The sequence below is a fragment of the Cytophaga sp. FL35 genome (genome assembly GCF_014349235.1).
Classification (GTDB): Bacteria; Bacteroidota; Bacteroidia; order Flavobacteriales; family Flavobacteriaceae; genus Euzebyella.
This window is the reverse complement of sequence record NZ_JACSOH010000004.1, coordinates 144786-164457: the sequence shown is the minus strand read 5'-3', so window position 1 is coordinate 164457 and position 19672 is coordinate 144786. Positions and strand designations below refer to the sequence as shown.

The window sequence follows — 19672 nt, the reverse complement described above, 5'->3', positions numbered from 1 at the left end:
CTATTATTCTAGGTGTACATCCTATGTTTCTGTGGTCTTATCGTGTTCTATTCCAATATTCTTTAGTACTGTATGTAAATCTTCGCGAACCACCGGTTTCAAAATATAATTATCAACTATTTCATAATTTCTTATCCGTTCCAAATCACGAGGGTCTATAGAAGAACTAATAATGTAAATGACCGTTTTTTCCCTGTTCGGATTAGGAATTTTTACAAATTCATCCAAAAACTCCCAACCGTTCATGATGGGCATATTAAGGTCTAAGAAAATTATAGGAGGGATGGATTCTCCGCTTTCCACAATATCTTCAATTGCTTCAATAGCATCTTGACCGTTATTGTATACCATGATTTCATCACTGAAATCAACTTCTTTCATAATTCGTTTGGTACTATAGACAAAAATGGGGTCATCGTCAATAATACAAGTACTACTTACTCTAGCCATTATTCTGGGGTTTGGTTGTTCTCAAAATACAATTTAAAGGTAGTTCCTATGCCTACTTCACTTTCTACATCTATTTTACCTCTCATAGATTCCATTTGGTTTTTGGTAATAAAGAGGCCAATGCCTTTAGCGTCTTTATTTTTATGAAAGGTTTTATACATGCCAAAAATTTTCTTGCCATGTCTTTTTAGGTTAATTCCTAGCCCATTGTCCGCAAAACTTAAAATTACATGATTTTCGGTAATTTCTGTTGTAATGTTTAAAGTGGGAGTACGTTTGGGCGAACTATATTTAATACTATTGGTAATCAAATTTAGGAATATGCTGTCAATATATGCCGGAATACCGTTTACGGTTAAATTATGGGGCATATCTACGGTGCATTGTACCTTTTTATCATTTAATAATACACTTAGGTTCTTTTTTACCGTGTGTAGGGTTTCAGGTAGGTTTACGGGTACCATTTTTTCGTTGGCGCCTACTTTGAGTTGAACCACATCATTAAGATGTATGACGGTTTCATTTAAGCTTTCAGAAGCATCCTTAAGCATAGAATGGATTTCTGTTACTTCGGATTCATCCTTTTCCCCTTCTAAAAAGCCAGTGAGCATTGAGAGGTTGGTAGCGTGTGATCTTAAGTTATGCGAGACGATATGGGCAAAATTCAAAAGGCTATCATTTTGCTGCTTGGTAATATTTAAAAGTCTGGTCAATTCTTCTTCGGATTTTATTCTCTGGGTGATATCCATCACCTGTGAAATAAAATGCGAAAGTTTCCCTTCAATATTTCTAACTGCCGTTACTGTCAATATCGCAAAAATAGTCTGACCTTCTTTATTAAGGTATCTCTTTTCTATTTTATAACTATCCCTTTTTCCCTTGATTATTTCATTAAGGAGGGCTAAATCTTTTTCTAGATCTTCTGGGTGGGTGATATCTTGAAAGGTTTTATTAAGTAGCTCTTCTTCCGTGTATCCCAGTTTTGAACATAATTGCTTGTTCACCTGAATCCACTCGCCTTTTAAACCTACCAACGCCATACCCGTTGTAGATTTCTCAAAGGCCCTATGCAAGGACTCTTCGCTACGTTCAAGCATTAATTGTGTCTTGGAAAGCTCTGTGATGTCAAAGTTGGTGCCTATCATCTTGGTGGGCGTACCTTTCTCGTCATATATGATAACAGCCCTGGCACCTAAGTGTCTAATTTCTCCTTTTGGGGTTATGACCCTATACTGGGTCTCATATTCTTTTTTGCCTTCCAGAGCTTTAATATGGGTAGATACAATATTATCTAAATCATCTGGGTGTACGGCCCTTCTCCAATGATGTCTATTGTTAGGATTAAAATTGATTCTTTTGACCCCATATAATTTGTACATGTTGTCATCCCATACAAAGTCTTCATTGAGCATAGAGTATTCCCATATTCCTATATTGGATCCAGTGGTGGCAATGGCAAGTCTGTTGGAAACCTCATTTAATTTGATTTCCATTCTTTTCTCATCATCAATATCTTGGAAAGTACCAAAAATACGAACACACTTGCCGTGTTTCATTTCAACACTGCCCATGGCGCGTACCCAACGCTCCCTTCCTTTGGCAGTTACGATAATTAAGTTAACATCCCAAGGGGTGCCATCTGCCATGGCTCGCGCTACGACTTTTGAAATAGTATCTCTATGTCTTCCTTCTTTATAGAATTTAATTCCCTCCTCCAATTTTGGTGTATAGTCCAATGGAAGCTCATGAATTTGCTTGGTGATATCTGTCCAATAGAGATCATTGGTAAGTAAATCAATTTCCCAACCGCCAATTTTGGCAACTTCAACAGCTTTTTGATGTATCTCTTCCTTTCTTTTGTTTTCAGAAATATCTTCTAGAAATAGAATGATTCCTGTAATAATGCCATCAAGGTTTCGCTGAGGATTCACTTTCCATTTTAACCACTTTACAATACCTTCAACTACCAATTTATTTCCATCATTTTGATGGGATTCTCCCTTTAGGCATTTGGGTAGTACCGACTCCAATTCTGATTTCAAAAATGGCATTACCTCAAAAAGCTTTAAACCTAGCAAATTGGAATTTGGGACAGAAAATTTGTCTTCCCAAACCGAAGAATAGGTTTGAAAACAATATTGGTCATCCAGTAACGCAATGGCTACAGGTGCCTCCTTAATAAGCGTGTTAATGGTTAAAGTGTCCAATTACAAGGGGGGTTTGGAGAGTGAAGTTATAAAAATATGTTTTAAAGTAGGAAAATATCTAAAAATTAATGGTTATTTACTTTATTGTTGTTACGCATTGTTATAGATGTCATTAAGTACTTATAAATTTATTTGATAGTGCTATTTTAGAAAAGTCAATTCAGGATATTTGATAGAGATTCAATTTTGTAATTTTCAGTCCAGTTGCTTTTATAGTATTAGGAACGTCATTTTTAATAAAATTTGTATGAATGAAGATTTTTTAAATTATATCAGGTCTGGGAATATAGAAAAGGTGTCAACGGCAATTTCCGACAATCCTAAGCTCATGGCTATTAAGGACCAAAGAGGTTCTACGCCCCTTATTTTAGCTACATACTACAATCAATATGAAATTGCTCAATTGTTATTGGAGAAAGGTGCAGAAGTAGATGAAGTAGATGGGGCCGGTAATACGGCATTAATGGGCGTCTGTTTTAAAGGATATGATGAGTTGGCAGAATTGCTGGTGAATAAAGGGGCCAATGTAAATGTGAAAAATTCAATGGGGGGTACCTGCTTAATTTATGCAGCTACATTTAACAAACCTAAAATTGCAAAGTTACTATTGGATAATGGAGCAGATACAAGTGTAAAGGATAATAGGGGACATACGGCGCTCGACCATGCCAAGTTACAAGGATCCCATGAGCTTATTAACATGTTGGAAGGGTAATGGATTTAAATGCCGAAGAACAACTTAACTTAGTAAAACGCCTTAAATCAATAGCTGATATTGGATTGGTCTATGCCGAAAGTGACTACTCAGAGGAACGCTATCAAGAAGTTAGGCAAATAAGTCTCCAATTAATGGCTCAAATTTCGGGTACAGAACTTAAGACTTTAGATAACTTTTTTCTTCCTGAAAAAGACTATCCAACGGTAAAAGTAGATGTTCGGGGTTTTGTTCTAAATGAACAAAATGAGATTCTCATGGCTAAGGAAAGATTGGATAACAAGTGGACAATTCCCGGTGGTTGGGCAGATGTAGGGGATACTCCCTCTGAAGCAGTTTTAAAAGAGATAAAAGAAGAGACCGGATATGAAGCTGAGGTGTGTAGACTCTTGGCCATTTATGATAAAAGATGTCACCCTCATCCCCCTCAACCATTCTATATCTATAAATTGATATTTCTTTGCAACATAACCGGAGGTGCCCCAAAGCATGGATATGACATGGAAGCGGTTGGATTCTTTAAAATAAATGAATTACCAGAACTTTCTAAAGACCGTATTCTCTCTTCACAACTTCAACAGTTGTATGAGTTAGCTAAACAGGAGGGGAGTAAGGTACATATTGATTGATTGATGAAAGAAGAATTACATATAGCCTTGGTGCAAACAGCCTTGGTATGGGAAAATCCCGAAGTTAATAGAGCTTTAATTTCTAGGAAGATAGACCGTGTTTCTAGTGATGTGGATATCATTATTTTGCCCGAAATGTTCACTACTGGTTTTACCATGTCTCCTGAGAATATAGATATTTCCGAAGGCGACAAAACCATAGATTGGATGCAAAATATTGCAGAGGGGAAAGGGGTAGCCATTGTGGGTAGTGTGGCATACAATACAGGAAAGGAGTTTGTCAATCGGCTATTTTTTGTTGCCCCAAATGAAAAAGTGGTATACTATGATAAGCGTCATACCTTTACTTTGGCAGGAGAGGACAAGGTGTATAAAGCGGGTACGGATAAATTGATTGTAGATTACTTGGGGTTTAAAATTTGTCCACTGGTATGTTACGATCTTAGGTTTCCAGTTTGGGCAAGGAATGTGGACAACTATGATGTTCTGTTATACGTAGCAAATTGGCCAAAACCCAGAGTGGCTGCCTGGGACGCTCTTTTAAAGGCTCGTGCCATTGAAAATATGAGCTATTGTATTGGGGTTAATAGAATTGGGGAGGATGAAAAAGGCAATGAATATTCTGGACATTCTGCCGTATATGATTGTTTGGGCAGCCAAAAGGTTTTCTCCCAAAAAGAGGAGGTTCTATATGCAACCTTGTATAAAAACCATATTTCCGATACTAGGAAGAAATTGAAGTTTTTAGAAGACCGGGATAATTTTACTCTCGTATAGTAAAGGTTTCCACTTTTTCCCAATTGGCCCTTACTTCAATTACATCGGGATAATAGCTAATTCGTTCGGGTTGTAATTGCTTTAAATAATTACCGGTATCCCATTTATCATTTCCGTTTTTATCAAAAATTACTTTTAAAAGATAATTGCCTGGGTCCAAATGATTGAATTCAAAGGATTGGGGTTCGTTGGCAATTATTTCGCGCTCTAGACTTCCTTGCTCATCCGTTAGTTGTACAATTAAAGGATAGGCATCCTCTGCTACCTTTACCTCAAACCTTAGATTCCCATAATCGGCATAGCTCCCGGTAGATAAAAAATATGAAATGGTATCATTTACTTGGCCAAAGAAATCTTCAATGGCTCCTGGCAATAAGTCCAATTGATAACTGGAATTGGGTTCTTTTTCAAAGTTTATGTCAACTTTATTTAGAACGGTGTCCAATTCACTCTTAAAGGTAATGGCAACAGAATCTTGGTTCATCATGCTCATTAATGTGGTATCAATGGAAATGAGAGGTGTATTGGCTCCAATGTAAAAGGATTCCGTAAAACTTAAAGAGCCGCTTTGATTGGGGTTTAAACGTAAAGAGTCAATACCAACTTTCCTGTTTTTGACCGTAAAAGTGTCCTTTACTTTTAATCTCTCATTGGTTACCGTAAAAACTATGGAATCCATTTCGTAGGGAGTAAGCCAAAAATTTAGGGTATCCTTGTCCTTTTCCTTCACGATTTTTGTGGAAACAGTGTCTGGCAGGGGGGTAAGAGGTGTTATTTCTACCCCTGTGGCATCTCCATAATACCCAAACTGTATCCTGTTTTTGGCTACGAGGCTAGGTACCGCCATACTGTAATTGGGAACTTCCTTAAATAAATTTAAAACGTAAGTGGAGTCTGTTGGTAACGTAATAGTATCTGGTAGGAAGGCAATTTTGTCTGCGTTTTGGTCAAAAACATGGTTTTTTGCTGCGTCCTTTAGGGCAAAAAGCTTGTATTGACCTTCCTTTAAATTTTTTAATCTAAATATAACTGCACTGTCAAGTGTGTTGGTGATATAATTGGGAGGTCTTTTATAAACTGTGGAATCTGTGTAAGCAGTATCCATTTCATACAACATGATGCTTATAAAATCATCGGCTTTTCTTTTATAGGCATCCTTGACGGCACCTGTAAGTTGCAGAGAATCTATATAATCTCCTGTGGAGAAAACATAGGTCAAGAAAGAACTTGGGTTCCCTTCATTATTGTCTTGAACACTTTGGCCAAAATTTATGGTATAGGTGGTGTTATACTTTAAAGTGTCTTTGAATTTGAATTCCACATACTTGCTGGCCCCACCTTGAGGTGTAATATCTGGCTGATATTTTAATGGTGGAGAAACTATTAATTGGTTTTGTACGTCTTCCAATTTTATAAGTTCATCAAAATAAAGACGAATTCGTTTCGCTTTAAAGTTGGTGGTCATACTATCAGGTTCTGTTTTCACCAACGTAGGAGGGGTAATATCCTTTGGTCCACCAGAAGGGCTGCCTTTTCTGGCGCACTGCCAAAGGCTGTTCACAATTAAAAGGAGAAAAAGAAACGCCGTAAACCTACGCACCATAAACCAGAAATATGGATACAAAGAAACGACTAATTTTTGGCAAAAACCATAATTAGGGTACTACGGCCATACTAGTAATATATAGCTTGATATTTATGCCGGATGAAAGAGCTTGAGCACAAATTTCCATAGTGCCTCCAGTGGTAATAACATCATCTACCAATAGAACATTCTTGTTCGTTAGCCTTTCTGGATTTTTTAATGCGTACAAAGAGGTTTGCTGATGCCATCTGCCCAACCGGTTCTTTTTGGTCTGCGTTTTAGTATTTGCGGTTTTAACAAGAATATCATCTGCATAATCTGCTTCAAGGTACATTGCCAATTTTTTAGCGAACTTGCTTACTTGATTATATCCCCTCTTTTTTAATTTTTTGGAATGGAGCGGTACAGGTATTACAAGGTCTATTTTACCGTCTAACTCTTTACTGTCTTTTAACAATTGACCGTACCACCCTCCTAGAAAGTCACCAATTACTTCTTGATTTCTATATTTTAGGTTATGAATAAGCTGTTGAACAATCCCTTTTTTTGAGAAAAAAAGGAAAGAACTTGCTTTTTCTATGTTAATTCGACCATAAAATATACGGTCAACGGGATTTTCTTCGTTAAAAGAATAATCGGTGAGTGGCAAATTGTTCCGACAAGTGGTGCAGACCAGTTCCTCTCCTCTGATTAAATGAGCATTACATCCAAAACAGACCCTAGGGAAAAGGACCGTAATGATATCAATTGTTATATTTGTTAACTTTTTATACAGCAAAATCTAAGCTCGAAAAGATCGACTTACCTAAAGCGCACCGTTCCCAATGAACGTTCAAGATACTAAATTCAATTACAAGATTATTTTTGCTGCCCTGGTTGCCGTGATAATCGGTATTCTTATAGCTTTTTATTACAGTTATGCCCAGAACAAAAGCGAAATAGCTTTTTTACAACGTGAAAAGGAACTTCTTGTTCAGGATTTGAATTTAATGAAAACAGACGTTGATAGGCTCTCTGCGCTCAATGAGGTAAACGAAATTGAATTGGAAAGTTCAAAATATAGAATTCAACAATTATTGGATTCCGTCGGGCAATTAAATTTTACTATCGAAAAACTAAGAGAGTTTAAGACCGAATTAAGAAGGCTTGAGTCTAAAAATGATAGTTTAAAGCTTAAAAATAATTTCCTTAGGTATAATAATACGCTACTTACTGAGAAGTACGAAAAGACCAAAAGGGAATTGGAACAGCTGAAAGGAAAAAGTATTTCATTGGCAGAGGCAGAGGCCATGCAAAGACAAAAAATCAAGGAGCTTAATCGTGAGTTGAAATCCAAAAGCTACCTTAGTTTACAGGGTACGGAGGGAAGTGGTTTTAGATTGCGTAGTGGCAAGCCAATTAATACGAACAAAGCCTCTATCATTGAAAAACTCCGCGGTTGCGTAACGGTTTTGGCAGATATAACGGAAATGAATACCACTAAGGTTATTTATTATCAGTTTTTAGACCCTAACATGACCGTTGTAGCAGATAATGCGAATACTATTTCCGTAAACGGAAATGTCTACAGTAAGAGAGTTGAATTTAAATTTAGCGGTGAGGACACCAATATCTGCGACTTTATTACCATTCCTCAAGGTTCCTTGGAAGAAGGAATGTACAGGCTCAACATTTTTGAAGGACAAAAACTACTGTCCTCTACGGAATTTGAGCTGAAATAATTTTTTTTGACTTTAGGTAATATCCTATTTTTGCCGCATGGCAAAACAAGAAGACGATTTTAAGAGGGTTATCTCCCATGCAAAGGAATACGGGTACGTATTTCAATCCAGTGAAATATATGATGGTTTAAGTGCTGTTTATGACTATGCTCAAAACGGTGCGGAACTAAAAAAGAATATTAGGGACTATTGGTGGAAAGCCATGGTGCAACTCAATGATAATATTGTGGGTATTGACGCCGCCATATTCATGCACCCCACTACTTGGAAAGCTTCTGGGCACGTTGATGCGTTTAACGATCCCATGATAGATAACAAGGACTCTAAAAAAAGGTATCGTGCAGATGTCTTGGTAGAGGATTATGTTGCTAAAATCGAGGCAAAAATAGAGAAAGAAGTTGCCAAAGCAGAAAAGAGATTTGGCGATAAGTTTGATAAAGAACAGTTTTTGGCTACCAACCAAAGGGTGGTGGATTATCAAGAACAAGCAAAATCTATTCTTAGTAGATTGGCCAAATCTTTGGAAAAAGAAGACTTGGCAGATGTAAAAAAGCTGATTGAAGAGTTGGAAATTGCCTGTCCTATGTCCGGTTCTAAAAACTGGACAGATGTGAAGCAATTCAACCTAATGTTCGGCACAAAATTGGGAGCATCTGCGGAAAGTGCCATGGATTTATATTTACGTCCGGAAACGGCTCAAGGTATTTTCGTAAATTTTTTGAACGTCCAAAAAACCAGCCGAATGAAAATTCCTTTCGGCATAGCACAGACAGGAAAAGCTTTTAGAAATGAAATTGTTGCTAGGCAGTTCATTTTTCGAATGAGGGAGTTTGAACAAATGGAAATGCAGTTTTTCATTAAGCCTGGCACTCAAATGGAGTGGTATGAAACGTGGAAGGAAAACCGAATGAAATGGCATTTAAGCCTTGGTATGGGAGAGGATAATTATCGTTTTCATGACCATGAAAAATTGGCGCATTATGCAGATGCAGCTGCGGATATTGAATTTCGCTTTCCTTTTGGGTTCAAGGAATTAGAAGGAATACACTCCAGAACAGACTTTGATCTTGGTAATCACGAAAAATACTCCGGTAAAAAATTACAATACTTCGACCCTGAAACCAGGGAGAGTTATGTCCCTTATGTTCTTGAAACTTCCATTGGATTAGACCGTATGTTCTTGGCCGTATTCTCCAATTCATTGCAAGAAGAGGAGTTGGAAAACGGTACTTTTAGAACGGTGCTTAAGTTACCTCCTGTTCTGGCCCCGACCAAAGCGGCTATCTTTCCTTTGTTGAAAAAGGACGGATTGCCAGAATTGGCACAAGAAATTGTAGATGACTTAAAATGGGACTTTAATGTTCTATATGATGAAAAGGATGCTGTTGGTCGTCGTTATAGAAGGCAGGACGCTAATGGTACACCCTTTTGCATTACGGTAGATCATCAATCATTGGAAGACCGAACGGTGACCATTCGCCATAGGGATTCCATGGAACAGGAACGTGTAGCCATTGCCGATGTAAAACGTATTATACACGAGCAAGTAGACATGAAAACTTGGTTACAGAAAATTCAATAGGCCACTACTCCTATCTTTTTGATTTTTCTATAACCGATAGCCTAGTCTAAGACTGGCATAATAGTTTCTCGGGTTACCTGGATAGTAATATCTGGGTTCCCCGCCAAAACTACCGGCATTGATCAAAACTGAGGATGCGTATTTTTCATCGAAAATATTATCAATTCCAAAATCTGCACCAACAGTAAATTTGTCCGATAGTTTTTTATGGTAGCCCATTCTTGTGGTAAAAACATTGTAGGGTTCACTTTCTAGACTATTGTCATCTCGCAGCGGTATTTCTGATACATGGCGATGCGTAGTGTTCCAATAAAAATCCTTGAACAATTTAAGCTGAATGCCAGCGGTACGTTGTTGCTTGGGAACTCCTGTTAAAGGATTTCCAGAATAGTCCTCGTCCTCATCCGTAAAATCTAAAAACTCATGATCATTAAGGGTATAACTCACAAACGGTGATAGATGAAAATTAGGGGCTATGTCCAATAGATAATCCATGTAGATTTCTAGACCCCTATGCCTGGTTTGTCCGGCGTTTCTGCCAATGTATTGGTCTTCGGCTACCCGTTCCGCTACCAACAAATTTTTTATGTTCATTTGGTAGAGGTTCAGATTGAGGTGAAATTTTTTATCATGAAGAAATAGGTCTGTTCCTATTTCATAGTTCATTCCGGTTTCTTGGGAAATATCGGGGTTAATGACTCCGTCTGGGGTAAGTGTCTGTTCAACCGTAGGGTTGGAAAACCCCCTACTTATATTGGAAAATAATTCGATATTATCAGTAGCTTTATAAGTGATGTTAAAGTTAGGGAGAACAATGGTCTTAAAACTTCTTTCTGCACTTTGGTTGTCGGGGCCTGTGTTGAATCTATCCCTAAAATCATAGGAAGTTTTATTAATGTTGACCCCAAATTGGGTTTTTAACTTTTCGGTAAGAGGAAAAAGCACCGACCCAAAGAGGTTCAATTGATCTCTAAATTCTTTGTTATTAGCGAATTGTGGGCCTTCTAAACTACCGTTTTCAGGTTCGGTCAAAGTTTCAAAAAGTGCCCAGTTGTATTCATCTTTATATAGCTCCCCGCCAAAATGATATTCTGCCAAAGAACTAAAAGCACTAAATGTTCCAGAAAATTTAGTTCTAGCCCCAAACCCTTTGGTAATTTCATCTAAAAAGCCTAAAGGTCTCGGACGCTTTTCAAAATGGTCCAGATAGCTATAGAAGACACTCGTGGTATTTTTTAGTCGGTTGCTAAAGTAATGGGTGTAGTTAATACCTGTGAGCGAATAGTTGTTTGTTTCAAACCCGGAAACCCCTCCCCAATTAGTAGCAGCTTGCTTTGGATTTTCCATAAATGCGGTAATACCCAATGAGCTTGCAATGTGCGCCGTATAATCAATATGATTAATTAAAAGACCAATGGTGTTTTTTTCATTGATTTTGAAGGAGGTGTTCAATAGAATTCCGTCTCGGTCAAAACTACTGTTGTCACGATAGCCGTCCATGCTCATATGACCGTATTGCAGTCCAATCCGCAATTTACCGTCAAAATGGTTGAAGGAAAGGTTGTTTTTAATCAAGCCAAAGGAACCAACCGTGAGATTGTTGTTAAAATTGGTCGATTCCCCTAAGGCTTCTTTGGGGCTTAAAATAATGGCGCCACCTAGATTGCTGCCAAAAGAGGTAGCTTTTGGTCCTTTTATTACTTCAATCTGACTAAGGTTTTCTAAGTCGAAAGCCTCTATAGTTGAAAACCCGGAGCCATCCGTAACCGGAATTTCATTGTAATATAGCCTGAGCTTGTCTGTTCCAAAAGCAGTTCTACTTCCAATACCCCTTACCGTAATTCTATTGGTGTTTATAGCGCCGGAAAAGACGAAAACTCCCGGTATTTGGTTCACCGAAGAAACAATATCTGCAGGGCTGTAATTTTGAAAAGTCTTGGCAGAAATTACCAATGAAGGTTCAATACCCAAGCTTTTTTTAGATTTTAAGGCGTCTAAAAGAATAACCTCATCCAGTTGGGTGATGCTGTCGTTTTCAGTAGTGCTTTGTGACCAAGCTGTGAATGACAGCAAGAGTATTAAAAGGGGAGTAAGCTTCATGATTAAAACAATTGGGGTAAAGATACAAGGCTTACCTTGGTTTAATGACAATAATGAGCCAAAAATTGGCGCGTATAACTTCTGTTGGTCAATAGCCTCTTTGAATTTTTAAAAGTAACAGGCTTTCCCTATTTTCGGACAAATTCAAAATAGGTGAAGATAGTTTCGTACAATGTAAATGGCATAAGAGCAGCGTTAAAGAAGGGCTTATTAGAATGGTTAATGACCGTAAACCCTGATGTGGTCTGTTTGCAAGAAATCAAGGCAATGGAAGAGCAGTTGGACCTATCGCTGTTTGAAGCTGCCGGTTATCCGTATCATTATTGGTTCAGTGCCCAAAAAAAGGGGTATAGTGGCGTTGCCATCCTGTCTAAAAGAAAGCCGGATAATGTGGCGTTTGGAACCGGTGTTGCCTATATGGATTTTGAAGGGCGTAATTTAAGGGCAGATTTTGGCGATGTTTCCGTAATGAGTATGTATGTACCATCAGGAACCAATTTGGCCAGATTGGAACATAAACTTATGTATATGGCAGATTTTCAGGTCTATGCCGATGAATTGCGTAAAACACATCCAAATCTGATAGTTTTGGGCGATTATAATGTCTGTCATGAAGCTATAGATATTCATGATCCGGTTAGGAATAAAAATGTTTCCGGATTTCTGCCTGTGGAGCGTGAGTGGATGACACAATTTCTCAAGAGTGGTTTCATAGATAGTTTTAGATATTTTAATCCCGCGCCGGACAATTATACTTGGTGGAGTTACCGGGCCAACGCAAGGGCCAATAATAAAGGTTGGCGGCTTGATTACGGTATGGTCGCAGACACTTTAGAAGACAGATTAAAGCGTTCCGTAATTCTCTCGGGAGCAAAACACAGTGATCATTGTCCTATATTATTGGAGCTGGAAAATTAATGGTATAAAGAGGAACTAGGCCCATAGGATTTCTTTAAATTTGAAACTTCTTAAAAACAACACCCCAAAAAACCATGAAGTACACTAAACTTCCACATACAGATATAGAAGTAAGCAAAATTTGCCTTGGAACCATGACATGGGGCAACCAGAACACGGAAGCCGAGGGACATGAACAAATGGATTATGCTTTGGATCAAGGAATCAACTTTTTTGATACTGCAGAACTCTACCCTATTCCTGCCCATCCTGATAGGCATTCGGTCACGGAAAAGATAATAGGTACTTGGTTCAAAAAAAATGGAAACAGGGATAAGGTCGTACTTGCATCTAAAATTGCAGGTAAGGCAGATTTTACCAAGTTTATAAGAACATCAGGATTTAAAAAAGACTCCATTATTGAGGCCGTCAATGCCAGTCTCACCAGACTACAAACGGATTATATAGATTTGTATCAGTTACACTGGCCAGAACGAAATACGAATTACTTTGGAAAACGGGGCTATAAGCATGATGTTAGTGACCATTGGGAGGATAATATTCACCAAGTACTGGAAACGCTACGTGATTTGGTTCGTGAAGGAAAGATTAGGCATGTAGGTTTGTCCAATGAAACACCATGGGGAACCATGCGTTTTTTAACGGAAAGTAAGGTGCATGCAAGTCTGCCTCGTATGTTGACCATTCAAAATCCCTACAGTTTGTTGAACAGGCTTTTTGAAGTAGGACTATCCGAAATTTCAATTAGGGAGAAAATAGGACTTTTGGCGTATTCTCCTTTAGGATTCGGAACTCTTTCCGGAAAGTATTTGGGAGGAATGATGCCTGCCAATAGTAGGTTGAACTTATTTCCTAATTATGCTAGATATAGCGGCGAAACTGCGGTGAAAGCAACTGAACAATACAATACGCTTGCTAAAGAAAACGGGTTGAGCCTTGCCCAGATGGCATTGGCGTTTGTGAATACGAGACCATTTCTTACGAGCAACATCATTGGTGCAACTACTATGAGCCAACTAAAGGAGAATATTGCGAGTATTGATGTAGATCTGTCTGAAGAGGTATTAAAGAATATAGAGGCAATACATAATCAAATCCCGAACCCAGCACCCTAATTTGCTATGTATTTTTTGAAAGTTGGTCTAGGGCAGTTGGTGCTGATTGTTTTAGTGATATTGGTGATTTTGGTTTGCGCTCGGATAATGAGAGATAGGCGTTAACCAAACAAATCGCTGACAACATCTTCAATCCTAGAGCAACGGTGAATTTGGATCTTTGTGTTTTTAAGTCCTATTTTATTGTTTTTGGAAACGTAGATTTCGGTAAACCCTAGCTTTTCTGCCTCTATTATGCGTTGGTCAACACGCTGAACCGGTCTTATCTCTCCCGCTAGGCCCACTTCTGCAGCAAAACATACCCCTTTTTCAATGTGAATGTCTTCATTACTTGAAAGAATGGCAGCTATAACAGCAAGATCAATGGCCGGATCGTCTACTGAAATGCCTCCTGTAATATTTAAAAATACATCCTTGGCACCTAATTTAAAACCGGCACGCTTTTCCAGAACGGCTAAAAGCATGTTGAGTCGTTTGGCATTATAACCGGTTGTAGAACGTTGGGGGGTGCCATAAACTGCGGTGCTTACGAGTGCTTGAATTTCGATCATAAGAGGCCTCATTCCCTCAATGGTAGAGGCTATGGCCGTTCCGCTTAGTTTTTCATCATTTTTGGAAATGAGGATTTCAGAAGGATTGTTCACTTGCCTTAGTCCACCACCTTGCATTTCATAAATACCTAGTTCGGCTGTAGAGCCAAATCTGTTTTTTAATGATCGTAGAATTCTATATACATAATTTCTGTCACCTTCAAACTGTAGAACGGTATCTACCATATGCTCCAAAATTTTAGGACCAGCTATGGAACCGTCTTTGGTAATATGACCTATTAGAATAACAGGAGTATTGGTTTCCTTTGCAAACTTTATAAGCTCTGCTGTACATTCACGGATTTGAGATATGCTTCCGGCGGCAGATTCTATATAATCTGAATGTAATGTTTGAATGGAATCTATGACCACAATATCCGGGTCTGTGGCTTCAATCTGCCTAAAAATGTTCTGGGTTTTGGTTTCAGTAAGTATGTAGCAATTTTCGCTATTAGGATGGATGCGGTCTGCCCGCATTTTTATCTGTTTCTGACTTTCCTCACCTGATACATAAAGAGTGGTATAAGGTAGTTTTAGGGCTATTTGTAATAGTAAGGTACTTTTTCCAACTCCAGGTTCACCACCCAATAGAACCAAGGCTCCGGGGACCAATCCTCCCCCAAGAACCCTATTGAATTCTAGGTCAAAAGTATTAAGTCTTGTTTCCTTATCTGTACTAATTTCATGAACCCTCAGAGGCTTTGAAACTTTTTTTGCCGTATTGGAGCTGCTTTTCCAACCTTGCTTTTCCTCTTTTTGCACCAGTTCTTCTACAACGGTATTCCATTGTTTGCAAGAAGAGCATTGTCCAACCCATTTTGCGTACTGGGCTCCGCAATTTTGACAGAAATAGGCAGTTTTTACTTTAGCCATGAAGTACCTGTTTGATAAGATGTAAAGGTACTAAAACAATAAATTTGATCAAGACTATTCAGGTCTATCAAACGCTAGAGTCAAAGCAAAAAACGCTAATATCCAAAATCTGCTTTAAGGGCATCGATTTTTTCTAATGCCATTTCCTTTGTAAGGAAGTCTATTTCATCCATTCCAAAGGCTTTTTCAAAGGTTTTAAGTGCTTTTTTAGGTTCACCCATCTGCTCATAGTATTCGCCTTCAAAATAAAACCCCATCATAGTGTCCGGGAACTCTTTTTTACAAAGGTCGGATAGCGGCTTTAAAGATTCTATATCTTCCTTTTTTCTAGAGGCGGCATAAATGGCCATGATATCGTTCAGATCAACTGTTTTCTTTATGCCGAACAATTCTTCAATACCATTGTATTTGTTTTCAAGATATTGAAAGACGGATTCTTCTGAGGTAAGTATTTGCTCTTTGTACTCTTTAGGGCTAATAGGTTTGAACATGCCAAAAATGTTATCAAAGGCTTTTCCTATCCCATAGGTTGCAATGGAAATATGGTCTGCACCTTCATATTTTTGAAAGTTGTAATGCAGCGTTTCTTTGTCAATCTCTTTAATAGCGTTATGCATGGCTAAAATGCGCTCTGTATCCTTATTTTTTTCATCCTCTATAATGAGTTCGTAGAACATCTGTTTGTCAAATGCGGATAAACGTGAAGGTACCCTAGATTCCATCTCCGGAGCCAAGCTAGGGGAAATATTAATGTAAGCGTTGAACAATGAATTTTCTTTGAACAGCCAATAATTGGTATAATTGGCGGTGATGTCATAACCAACTACCATTTTAAAGGGGGCGGTACTATAATTGAGATCCAAATATGGTATAATTTCCATTCCTAGGAATTCAAAGAACAATTTGCCTTTTTCAGATGGTAATCCGTTTTCTTCGTTCCAGGCACAATCATCAAACCGAATGCTTTTTTCACTTTGCATAATACCAACAACAATACTTGCGGGCATTCCATGAAACTGGTGGTAAAATTTAGCGTTGGCAACTACTTGATCAAAAAGGTATTCCGCGTCCAATACTACAATCAGGGGATATTTTTTGGTTTCATCATAATCTTCAGGGAAGTAATATTTGACATCCCTGCGTTCCTGTAGTTTGAACGATTCGAATATTTCTTGGGTAACCTGGGCTTTTAGCCCAGAGCACACTAAAAGTGCTAGAATTGTAATTTTACGTAACATGGAACTTTGTTTGGTGCGAATCCTTATCGGTTTCTGTTCAATAACGGTAATAACAGAAAAGATATTGCACCAAAAACCACTACCATTAGGGTTTGTGCTATCCACATAATCCAGCCGTAGGCATCACCGGAAACCTTACTTATGCCAAAGATGGAAAGGGCGGTGCTTATGGCAATAGGGTAAAGCCCAATACCTCCATTGGTGAACATCATGGCCAAGGAGCCTGCCACAAACGCAACCAAAAGCTCACTGGTGGTCAAAACCAATGTTTCGGGTACCGTAAATTTTATGACCCACAACATGCCAATATAACATACCCAAATAAAAATGGTATGCCCTATGAATGCCCATTTTTGTTTCATTTTAAAGATGCTCAAAAGCCCATCAAACAGTCCTTTTAAAAAGGTTTTCAACTTTAATGCGAATGGCAGCTTCGATTTTTTGATAAAAAGCAAAAATAGGAATCCCCCAAACAAACCAATTAATAGAAGGGTAATGATTTTACTAAAGGGAATGCCAATTGTAGTAAGATAACCTAGGATAATATCGGTTTGAAGCAGTAGCGTAAGCAATATAATCAGAAAGAGCATAAGTACATCAATAACCCTTTCGGTTATTATGGTGCCGATACCTTTATCAAAAGGCACGTTTTCGTACGTAGTTAACGCAGTGGCCCTCAATATCTCACCGGTTCTGGGGATGCCCAAATTGGTAAGGTAGGCCATTAAAATAATAAAGGTGTTATTGCTTATTTTTGGCTTATAGCCTAAAGGTTCTAGAAGGCAATTCCATCGTATGGCCCTTGAAATATGGCTAAAAACACCTAAAAGCATGGATGCTGATACCCAAAATAGATCAGCCTCTTTTACATAATAAATAATCTGGTCTATTTCTTCTTTTGAGGTGGAAGTGTACCAATACCAAACCAAAAAAACTCCCAATGCTATTGGGAGTAATGTTTTAAGAATCTTTTTAAGGTTGTTTTTCAAGGTTAGGTCAACAGATTGTTCTTTTCATTTGGGAAAACCAAGGAGGGATTAAATACTTTGGCTTCCTCTATGTCCATCCAAGCATACGTGATTAAAATCAATACATCTCCAACGGCTACTTTACGTGCTGCTGCTCCATTTAAGGTAACCTCACCACTGTTTCTAGGCCCTGGAATTGCGTACGTTTCAAGTCGTTCTCCATTATTGTTATTAACGATCTGTACCTTCTCTCCCCTAATAATATTTGCAGCATCCATAAGATCTTCATCTATGGTAATACTTCCTATATAATTTAAGTCGGCCCCTGTAACTTTTACACGGTGTATTTTAGATTTAACAACTTCTATTTGCATGGTACAAAGTTAATTATAATAATTCCTTTAGCCTTGAAATTGCTTTTGTTGGGTTTTAGGCTCGAATATTAGTTAAGTGCTATGTTGTCAATTAATCTAACACCATCGGCATAAACGGCAATAAAGGCTCTATATTTTTTATCAATTGATTTTTCTATAACAGGTAGCAAATTTTCGGCCTCGGTCATTTCAAAATATTCCAACTCCAATTCCCTATAGTTCTCAAACTCTTTGGCTACCCAGTCTTTAACATAACTAGCACTTTTCGTGCCAAATTTTATTTTGGCAGCCTGTAGGATTTGATAGATATAGCCTGCTTTAAGTCGGGTTTCTTTGGATAACCTTTCATTCCTAGAACTCATTGCCAAACCATGTTGTTCCCTTACGATTGGGCATGGAACTATTTCCACTGGTATTTGTTGGGAAGAAACCAATTTCTTGATAATCTGTAATTGCTGATAATCCTTTTCCCCAAAATAGGCCCTTGTTGGTTGTACCAATTTGAGAAGGGTTTCCACTATGGTTCCCACTCCATTAAAATGGTCGTCCCTAAAAGCACCTTCCATGACCTTGTCCAATCCGTCAAAGTCGTAGGTTTTTGATTCTATGGCATTGCCATATATTTCCGTTTCTGAAGGGGCAAAAATGATTAAATCGTTTGAAACTGTCTCCAATAGTCTTTTGTCTGCCTCAAAGGTTTTTGGGTACTTTTCAAGATCTTCTTTTTTGTCAAATTGAGTAGGGTTTACAAAAATACTTACAACTACAGTCTTGTTTTGGAGTACTGCGGTACGAACCAATTCCAAATGACCATTGTGAAGTGCTCCCATGGTGGGGACAAGGCCCAAACTGTTTTTCTTAGGATTGGAATTTAAGTGATTCTGTAGCTCTTTTTGAGTACGAAAAATTAACATAGGTTCATTTTAAGGGGGAGCAAACTTACTATATTACAGCTAATCTGCATAATTTTTGTAATTTTGCAGCCACGTTAGAACCCACAGCAAAAAATATAGCATACATGAATGGTAAAAAGATATTGTTCGTATCATCGGAATTAGTACCCTATCTTCCGGAGAACGAAGTTTCCTTAATGTCTTACGAAACCCCGAGAATGGTGAACAGTAACGGCGGGCAGATTCGTATTTTTATGCCAAGGTACGGCAATATCAATGAGCGTAGGCATCAATTACATGAGGTAATTCGTCTATCGGGGATGAATTTGGTAATCAATGATATGGATATGCCTTTGATTATTAAAGTTGCCTCCATACCAAAAGAACGTATTCAGGTTTATTTCATTGATAACGATGAGTACTTTAAGAGGAAGGCTACTTTTTCCGATGCCGATGGAAACCTTTTTCCGGATAATGATCAAAGAGCAATATTTTTTGCCAAAGGTGTCGTAGAAACTGTCAAGAAATTGAATTGGACACCGGATATTATTCACGTTCACGGCTGGATGGCTTCCCTTTTGCCACTCTACTTAAAAAAATATTATGCAGATGAGCCCTTGTTCGATACCAGCAAGATAGTTACCTCTGTTTACGGTAAATCCTTTGAAGGTGAGCTACAGAAGGATATGATCAAAAAAATTGCTTTTGATGGTATTCCTGAAGAAAGTATAGCTGCCTTGGAAACCCCATCGTATAATAATTTGTTAAAAGTTGCCGTAGATCATTCAGATGCCGTTATTTTAGCCGCGGAAGAAATTCCTGAGGATTTGAATAACCATATTTCCAACCTTGAAAAACCAGTGTTGCCTTACGTTTCTATTCAAGAATTTGAAGAGGCGTATGCAAATTTTTACAACACTGAAGTTTTAAAATAGTC

Annotated in this window: 18 protein-coding genes; 8 read left to right on the top strand and 10 right to left on the bottom strand. The window is 38.1% G+C overall.

Annotated features, from left to right (window positions below; all coding sequences use genetic code 11):
- Positions 1 to 21: 21 nt before the first annotated feature.
- Positions 22 to 450: a response regulator gene (locus tag BIZ36_RS04430; RefSeq protein WP_187456661.1), complete on the bottom strand. Its 429-nt coding sequence runs from the start codon at positions 448 to 450 to the stop codon at positions 22 to 24.
- A complete protein-coding gene (locus tag BIZ36_RS04425) occupies positions 450 to 2657 on the bottom strand; it encodes a PAS domain-containing sensor histidine kinase (protein ID WP_187456660.1) in 2208 nt (735 codons plus the stop codon). Before BIZ36_RS04425 ends, BIZ36_RS04430 begins: the two co-directional genes overlap by 1 nt.
- Positions 2658 to 2904: 247 nt before the next feature.
- On the opposite strand from BIZ36_RS04425, the gene BIZ36_RS04420 reads away from it, so the two are divergent.
- The 3 genes from BIZ36_RS04420 to BIZ36_RS04410 are packed head-to-tail and all read left to right on the top strand — an operon-like array spanning position 2905 to position 4778.
- Positions 2905 to 3372 carry an ankyrin repeat domain-containing protein gene (locus tag BIZ36_RS04420; protein WP_187456659.1) on the top strand — a complete coding sequence of 156 codons (468 nt, stop codon included), beginning with the start codon at positions 2905 to 2907 and terminating at the stop codon, positions 3370 to 3372.
- Entirely contained in the window at positions 3372 to 4001 is a 630-nt protein-coding gene (locus BIZ36_RS04415) for an NUDIX hydrolase N-terminal domain-containing protein (RefSeq protein WP_187456658.1), read from the top strand. The genes BIZ36_RS04420 and BIZ36_RS04415 overlap by 1 nt, the downstream gene beginning before the upstream one ends.
- Positions 4002 to 4004: 3 nt before the next feature.
- Complete coding sequence (locus tag BIZ36_RS04410; RefSeq protein ID WP_187456657.1) at positions 4005 to 4778, top strand: nitrilase family protein; 774 nt, start codon at positions 4005 to 4007, stop codon at positions 4776 to 4778.
- Here the strand turns inward: BIZ36_RS04410 and BIZ36_RS04405 are convergent.
- Positions 4765 to 6381 carry an Ig-like domain-containing domain gene (locus tag BIZ36_RS04405; RefSeq protein WP_187456656.1) on the bottom strand — a complete coding sequence of 539 codons (1617 nt, stop codon included), beginning with the start codon at positions 6379 to 6381 and terminating at the stop codon, positions 4765 to 4767. The genes BIZ36_RS04410 and BIZ36_RS04405 overlap by 14 nt on opposite strands.
- 52 nt (positions 6382 to 6433) lie before the next feature.
- Positions 6434 to 7012 carry a ComF family protein gene (locus tag BIZ36_RS04400; RefSeq protein ID WP_222937227.1) on the bottom strand — a complete coding sequence of 193 codons (579 nt, stop codon included), beginning with the start codon at positions 7010 to 7012 and terminating at the stop codon, positions 6434 to 6436.
- Between the two features lie 175 nt (positions 7013 to 7187).
- On the opposite strand from BIZ36_RS04400, the gene BIZ36_RS04395 reads away from it, so the two are divergent.
- Together BIZ36_RS04395 and BIZ36_RS04390 are read left to right on the top strand one after the other, a co-directional pair.
- A complete protein-coding gene (locus BIZ36_RS04395; RefSeq protein ID WP_187456655.1) occupies positions 7188 to 8084 on the top strand; it encodes a DUF8428 domain-containing protein in 897 nt (298 codons plus the stop codon).
- Positions 8085 to 8121: 37 nt separating this feature from the next.
- Complete coding sequence (locus tag BIZ36_RS04390) at positions 8122 to 9666, top strand: glycine--tRNA ligase (RefSeq protein WP_187456654.1); 1545 nt, start codon at positions 8122 to 8124, stop codon at positions 9664 to 9666.
- A 27-nt stretch (positions 9667 to 9693) separates the two neighbouring features.
- On the opposite strand, the gene BIZ36_RS04385 is transcribed toward BIZ36_RS04390, so the two are convergent.
- On the bottom strand, positions 9694 to 11766 hold the full coding sequence (locus tag BIZ36_RS04385) for a TonB-dependent receptor family protein (protein ID WP_187456653.1): 2073 nt from the start codon (positions 11764 to 11766) through the stop codon (positions 9694 to 9696).
- Between the two features lie 153 nt (positions 11767 to 11919).
- Between BIZ36_RS04385 and BIZ36_RS04380 the strand changes: the two genes are divergently transcribed.
- Together BIZ36_RS04380 and BIZ36_RS04375 are read left to right on the top strand one after the other, a co-directional pair.
- Positions 11920 to 12684 (top strand): exodeoxyribonuclease III, encoded by a 765-nt coding sequence (locus BIZ36_RS04380; RefSeq protein WP_187456652.1) that lies wholly within the window; start codon positions 11920 to 11922, stop codon positions 12682 to 12684.
- Positions 12685 to 12758: 74 nt separating this feature from the next.
- Positions 12759 to 13799, top strand: a complete 1041-nt coding sequence (locus BIZ36_RS04375; protein WP_187456651.1) for an NADP(H)-dependent aldo-keto reductase — start codon at positions 12759 to 12761, stop codon at positions 13797 to 13799.
- Between the two features lie 101 nt (positions 13800 to 13900).
- Here the strand turns inward: BIZ36_RS04375 and radA are convergent, their stop codons facing one another.
- From radA to panC, 5 genes are all read right to left on the bottom strand, one after another.
- Positions 13901 to 15262, bottom strand: a complete 1362-nt coding sequence (radA, locus tag BIZ36_RS04370; RefSeq protein WP_187456650.1) for a DNA repair protein RadA — start codon at positions 15260 to 15262, stop codon at positions 13901 to 13903.
- Between the two features lie 95 nt (positions 15263 to 15357).
- Positions 15358 to 16500, bottom strand: coding sequence for an alpha/beta hydrolase (locus tag BIZ36_RS04365; RefSeq protein WP_187456649.1), 1143 nt, complete (start codon positions 16498 to 16500; stop codon positions 15358 to 15360).
- A 23-nt stretch (positions 16501 to 16523) separates the two neighbouring features.
- Positions 16524 to 17489: a lysylphosphatidylglycerol synthase transmembrane domain-containing protein gene (locus tag BIZ36_RS04360; protein ID WP_187456648.1), complete on the bottom strand. Its 966-nt coding sequence runs from the start codon at positions 17487 to 17489 to the stop codon at positions 16524 to 16526.
- 2 nt (positions 17490 to 17491) lie between these two features.
- The gene (gene panD / locus BIZ36_RS04355) at positions 17492 to 17842 is read right to left on the bottom strand and encodes an aspartate 1-decarboxylase (RefSeq protein ID WP_187456647.1); all 351 of its coding nucleotides are present in this window, start codon (positions 17840 to 17842) and stop codon (positions 17492 to 17494) included.
- A gap of 68 nt (positions 17843 to 17910) precedes the next feature.
- Positions 17911 to 18756, bottom strand: coding sequence for a pantoate--beta-alanine ligase (gene panC / locus BIZ36_RS04350; RefSeq protein WP_187456646.1), 846 nt, complete (start codon positions 18754 to 18756; stop codon positions 17911 to 17913).
- 104 nt (positions 18757 to 18860) lie between these two features.
- Between panC and BIZ36_RS04345 the strand changes: the two genes are divergently transcribed.
- Complete coding sequence (locus BIZ36_RS04345) at positions 18861 to 19670, top strand: glycogen/starch synthase (protein WP_187456645.1); 810 nt, start codon at positions 18861 to 18863, stop codon at positions 19668 to 19670.
- The last annotated feature ends 2 nt before the right edge of the window (positions 19671 to 19672 follow it).

Bases quoted from the DNA above. Each gene is read 5' to 3' on its own strand.
- BIZ36_RS04390 (WP_187456654.1), top strand. From the start codon at position 8,122: ATGGCAAAACAAGAAGACGATTTTAAGAGGGTTATCTCCCATGCAAAG.
- BIZ36_RS04420 (WP_187456659.1), top strand. From the start codon at position 2,905: ATGAATGAAGATTTTTTAAATTATATCAGGTCTGGGAATATAGAAAAG.
- BIZ36_RS04385 (WP_187456653.1), bottom strand. From the start codon at position 11,766: ATGAAGCTTACTCCCCTTTTAATACTCTTGCTGTCATTCACAGCTTGG.
- BIZ36_RS04395 (WP_187456655.1), top strand. From the start codon at position 7,188: ATGAACGTTCAAGATACTAAATTCAATTACAAGATTATTTTTGCTGCC.
- BIZ36_RS04415 (WP_187456658.1), top strand. From the start codon at position 3,372: ATGGATTTAAATGCCGAAGAACAACTTAACTTAGTAAAACGCCTTAAA.
- panD (WP_187456647.1), bottom strand. From the start codon at position 17,842: ATGCAAATAGAAGTTGTTAAATCTAAAATACACCGTGTAAAAGTTACA.
- BIZ36_RS04410 (WP_187456657.1), top strand. From the start codon at position 4,005: ATGAAAGAAGAATTACATATAGCCTTGGTGCAAACAGCCTTGGTATGG.
- panC (WP_187456646.1), bottom strand. From the start codon at position 18,756: ATGTTAATTTTTCGTACTCAAAAAGAGCTACAGAATCACTTAAATTCC.
- BIZ36_RS04345 (WP_187456645.1), top strand. From the start codon at position 18,861: ATGAATGGTAAAAAGATATTGTTCGTATCATCGGAATTAGTACCCTAT.
- BIZ36_RS04375 (WP_187456651.1), top strand. From the start codon at position 12,759: ATGAAGTACACTAAACTTCCACATACAGATATAGAAGTAAGCAAAATT.
- radA (WP_187456650.1), bottom strand. From the start codon at position 15,262: ATGGCTAAAGTAAAAACTGCCTATTTCTGTCAAAATTGCGGAGCCCAG.
- BIZ36_RS04430 (WP_187456661.1), bottom strand. From the start codon at position 450: ATGGCTAGAGTAAGTAGTACTTGTATTATTGACGATGACCCCATTTTT.
- BIZ36_RS04365 (WP_187456649.1), bottom strand. From the start codon at position 16,500: ATGTTACGTAAAATTACAATTCTAGCACTTTTAGTGTGCTCTGGGCTA.
- BIZ36_RS04405 (WP_187456656.1), bottom strand. From the start codon at position 6,381: ATGGTGCGTAGGTTTACGGCGTTTCTTTTTCTCCTTTTAATTGTGAAC.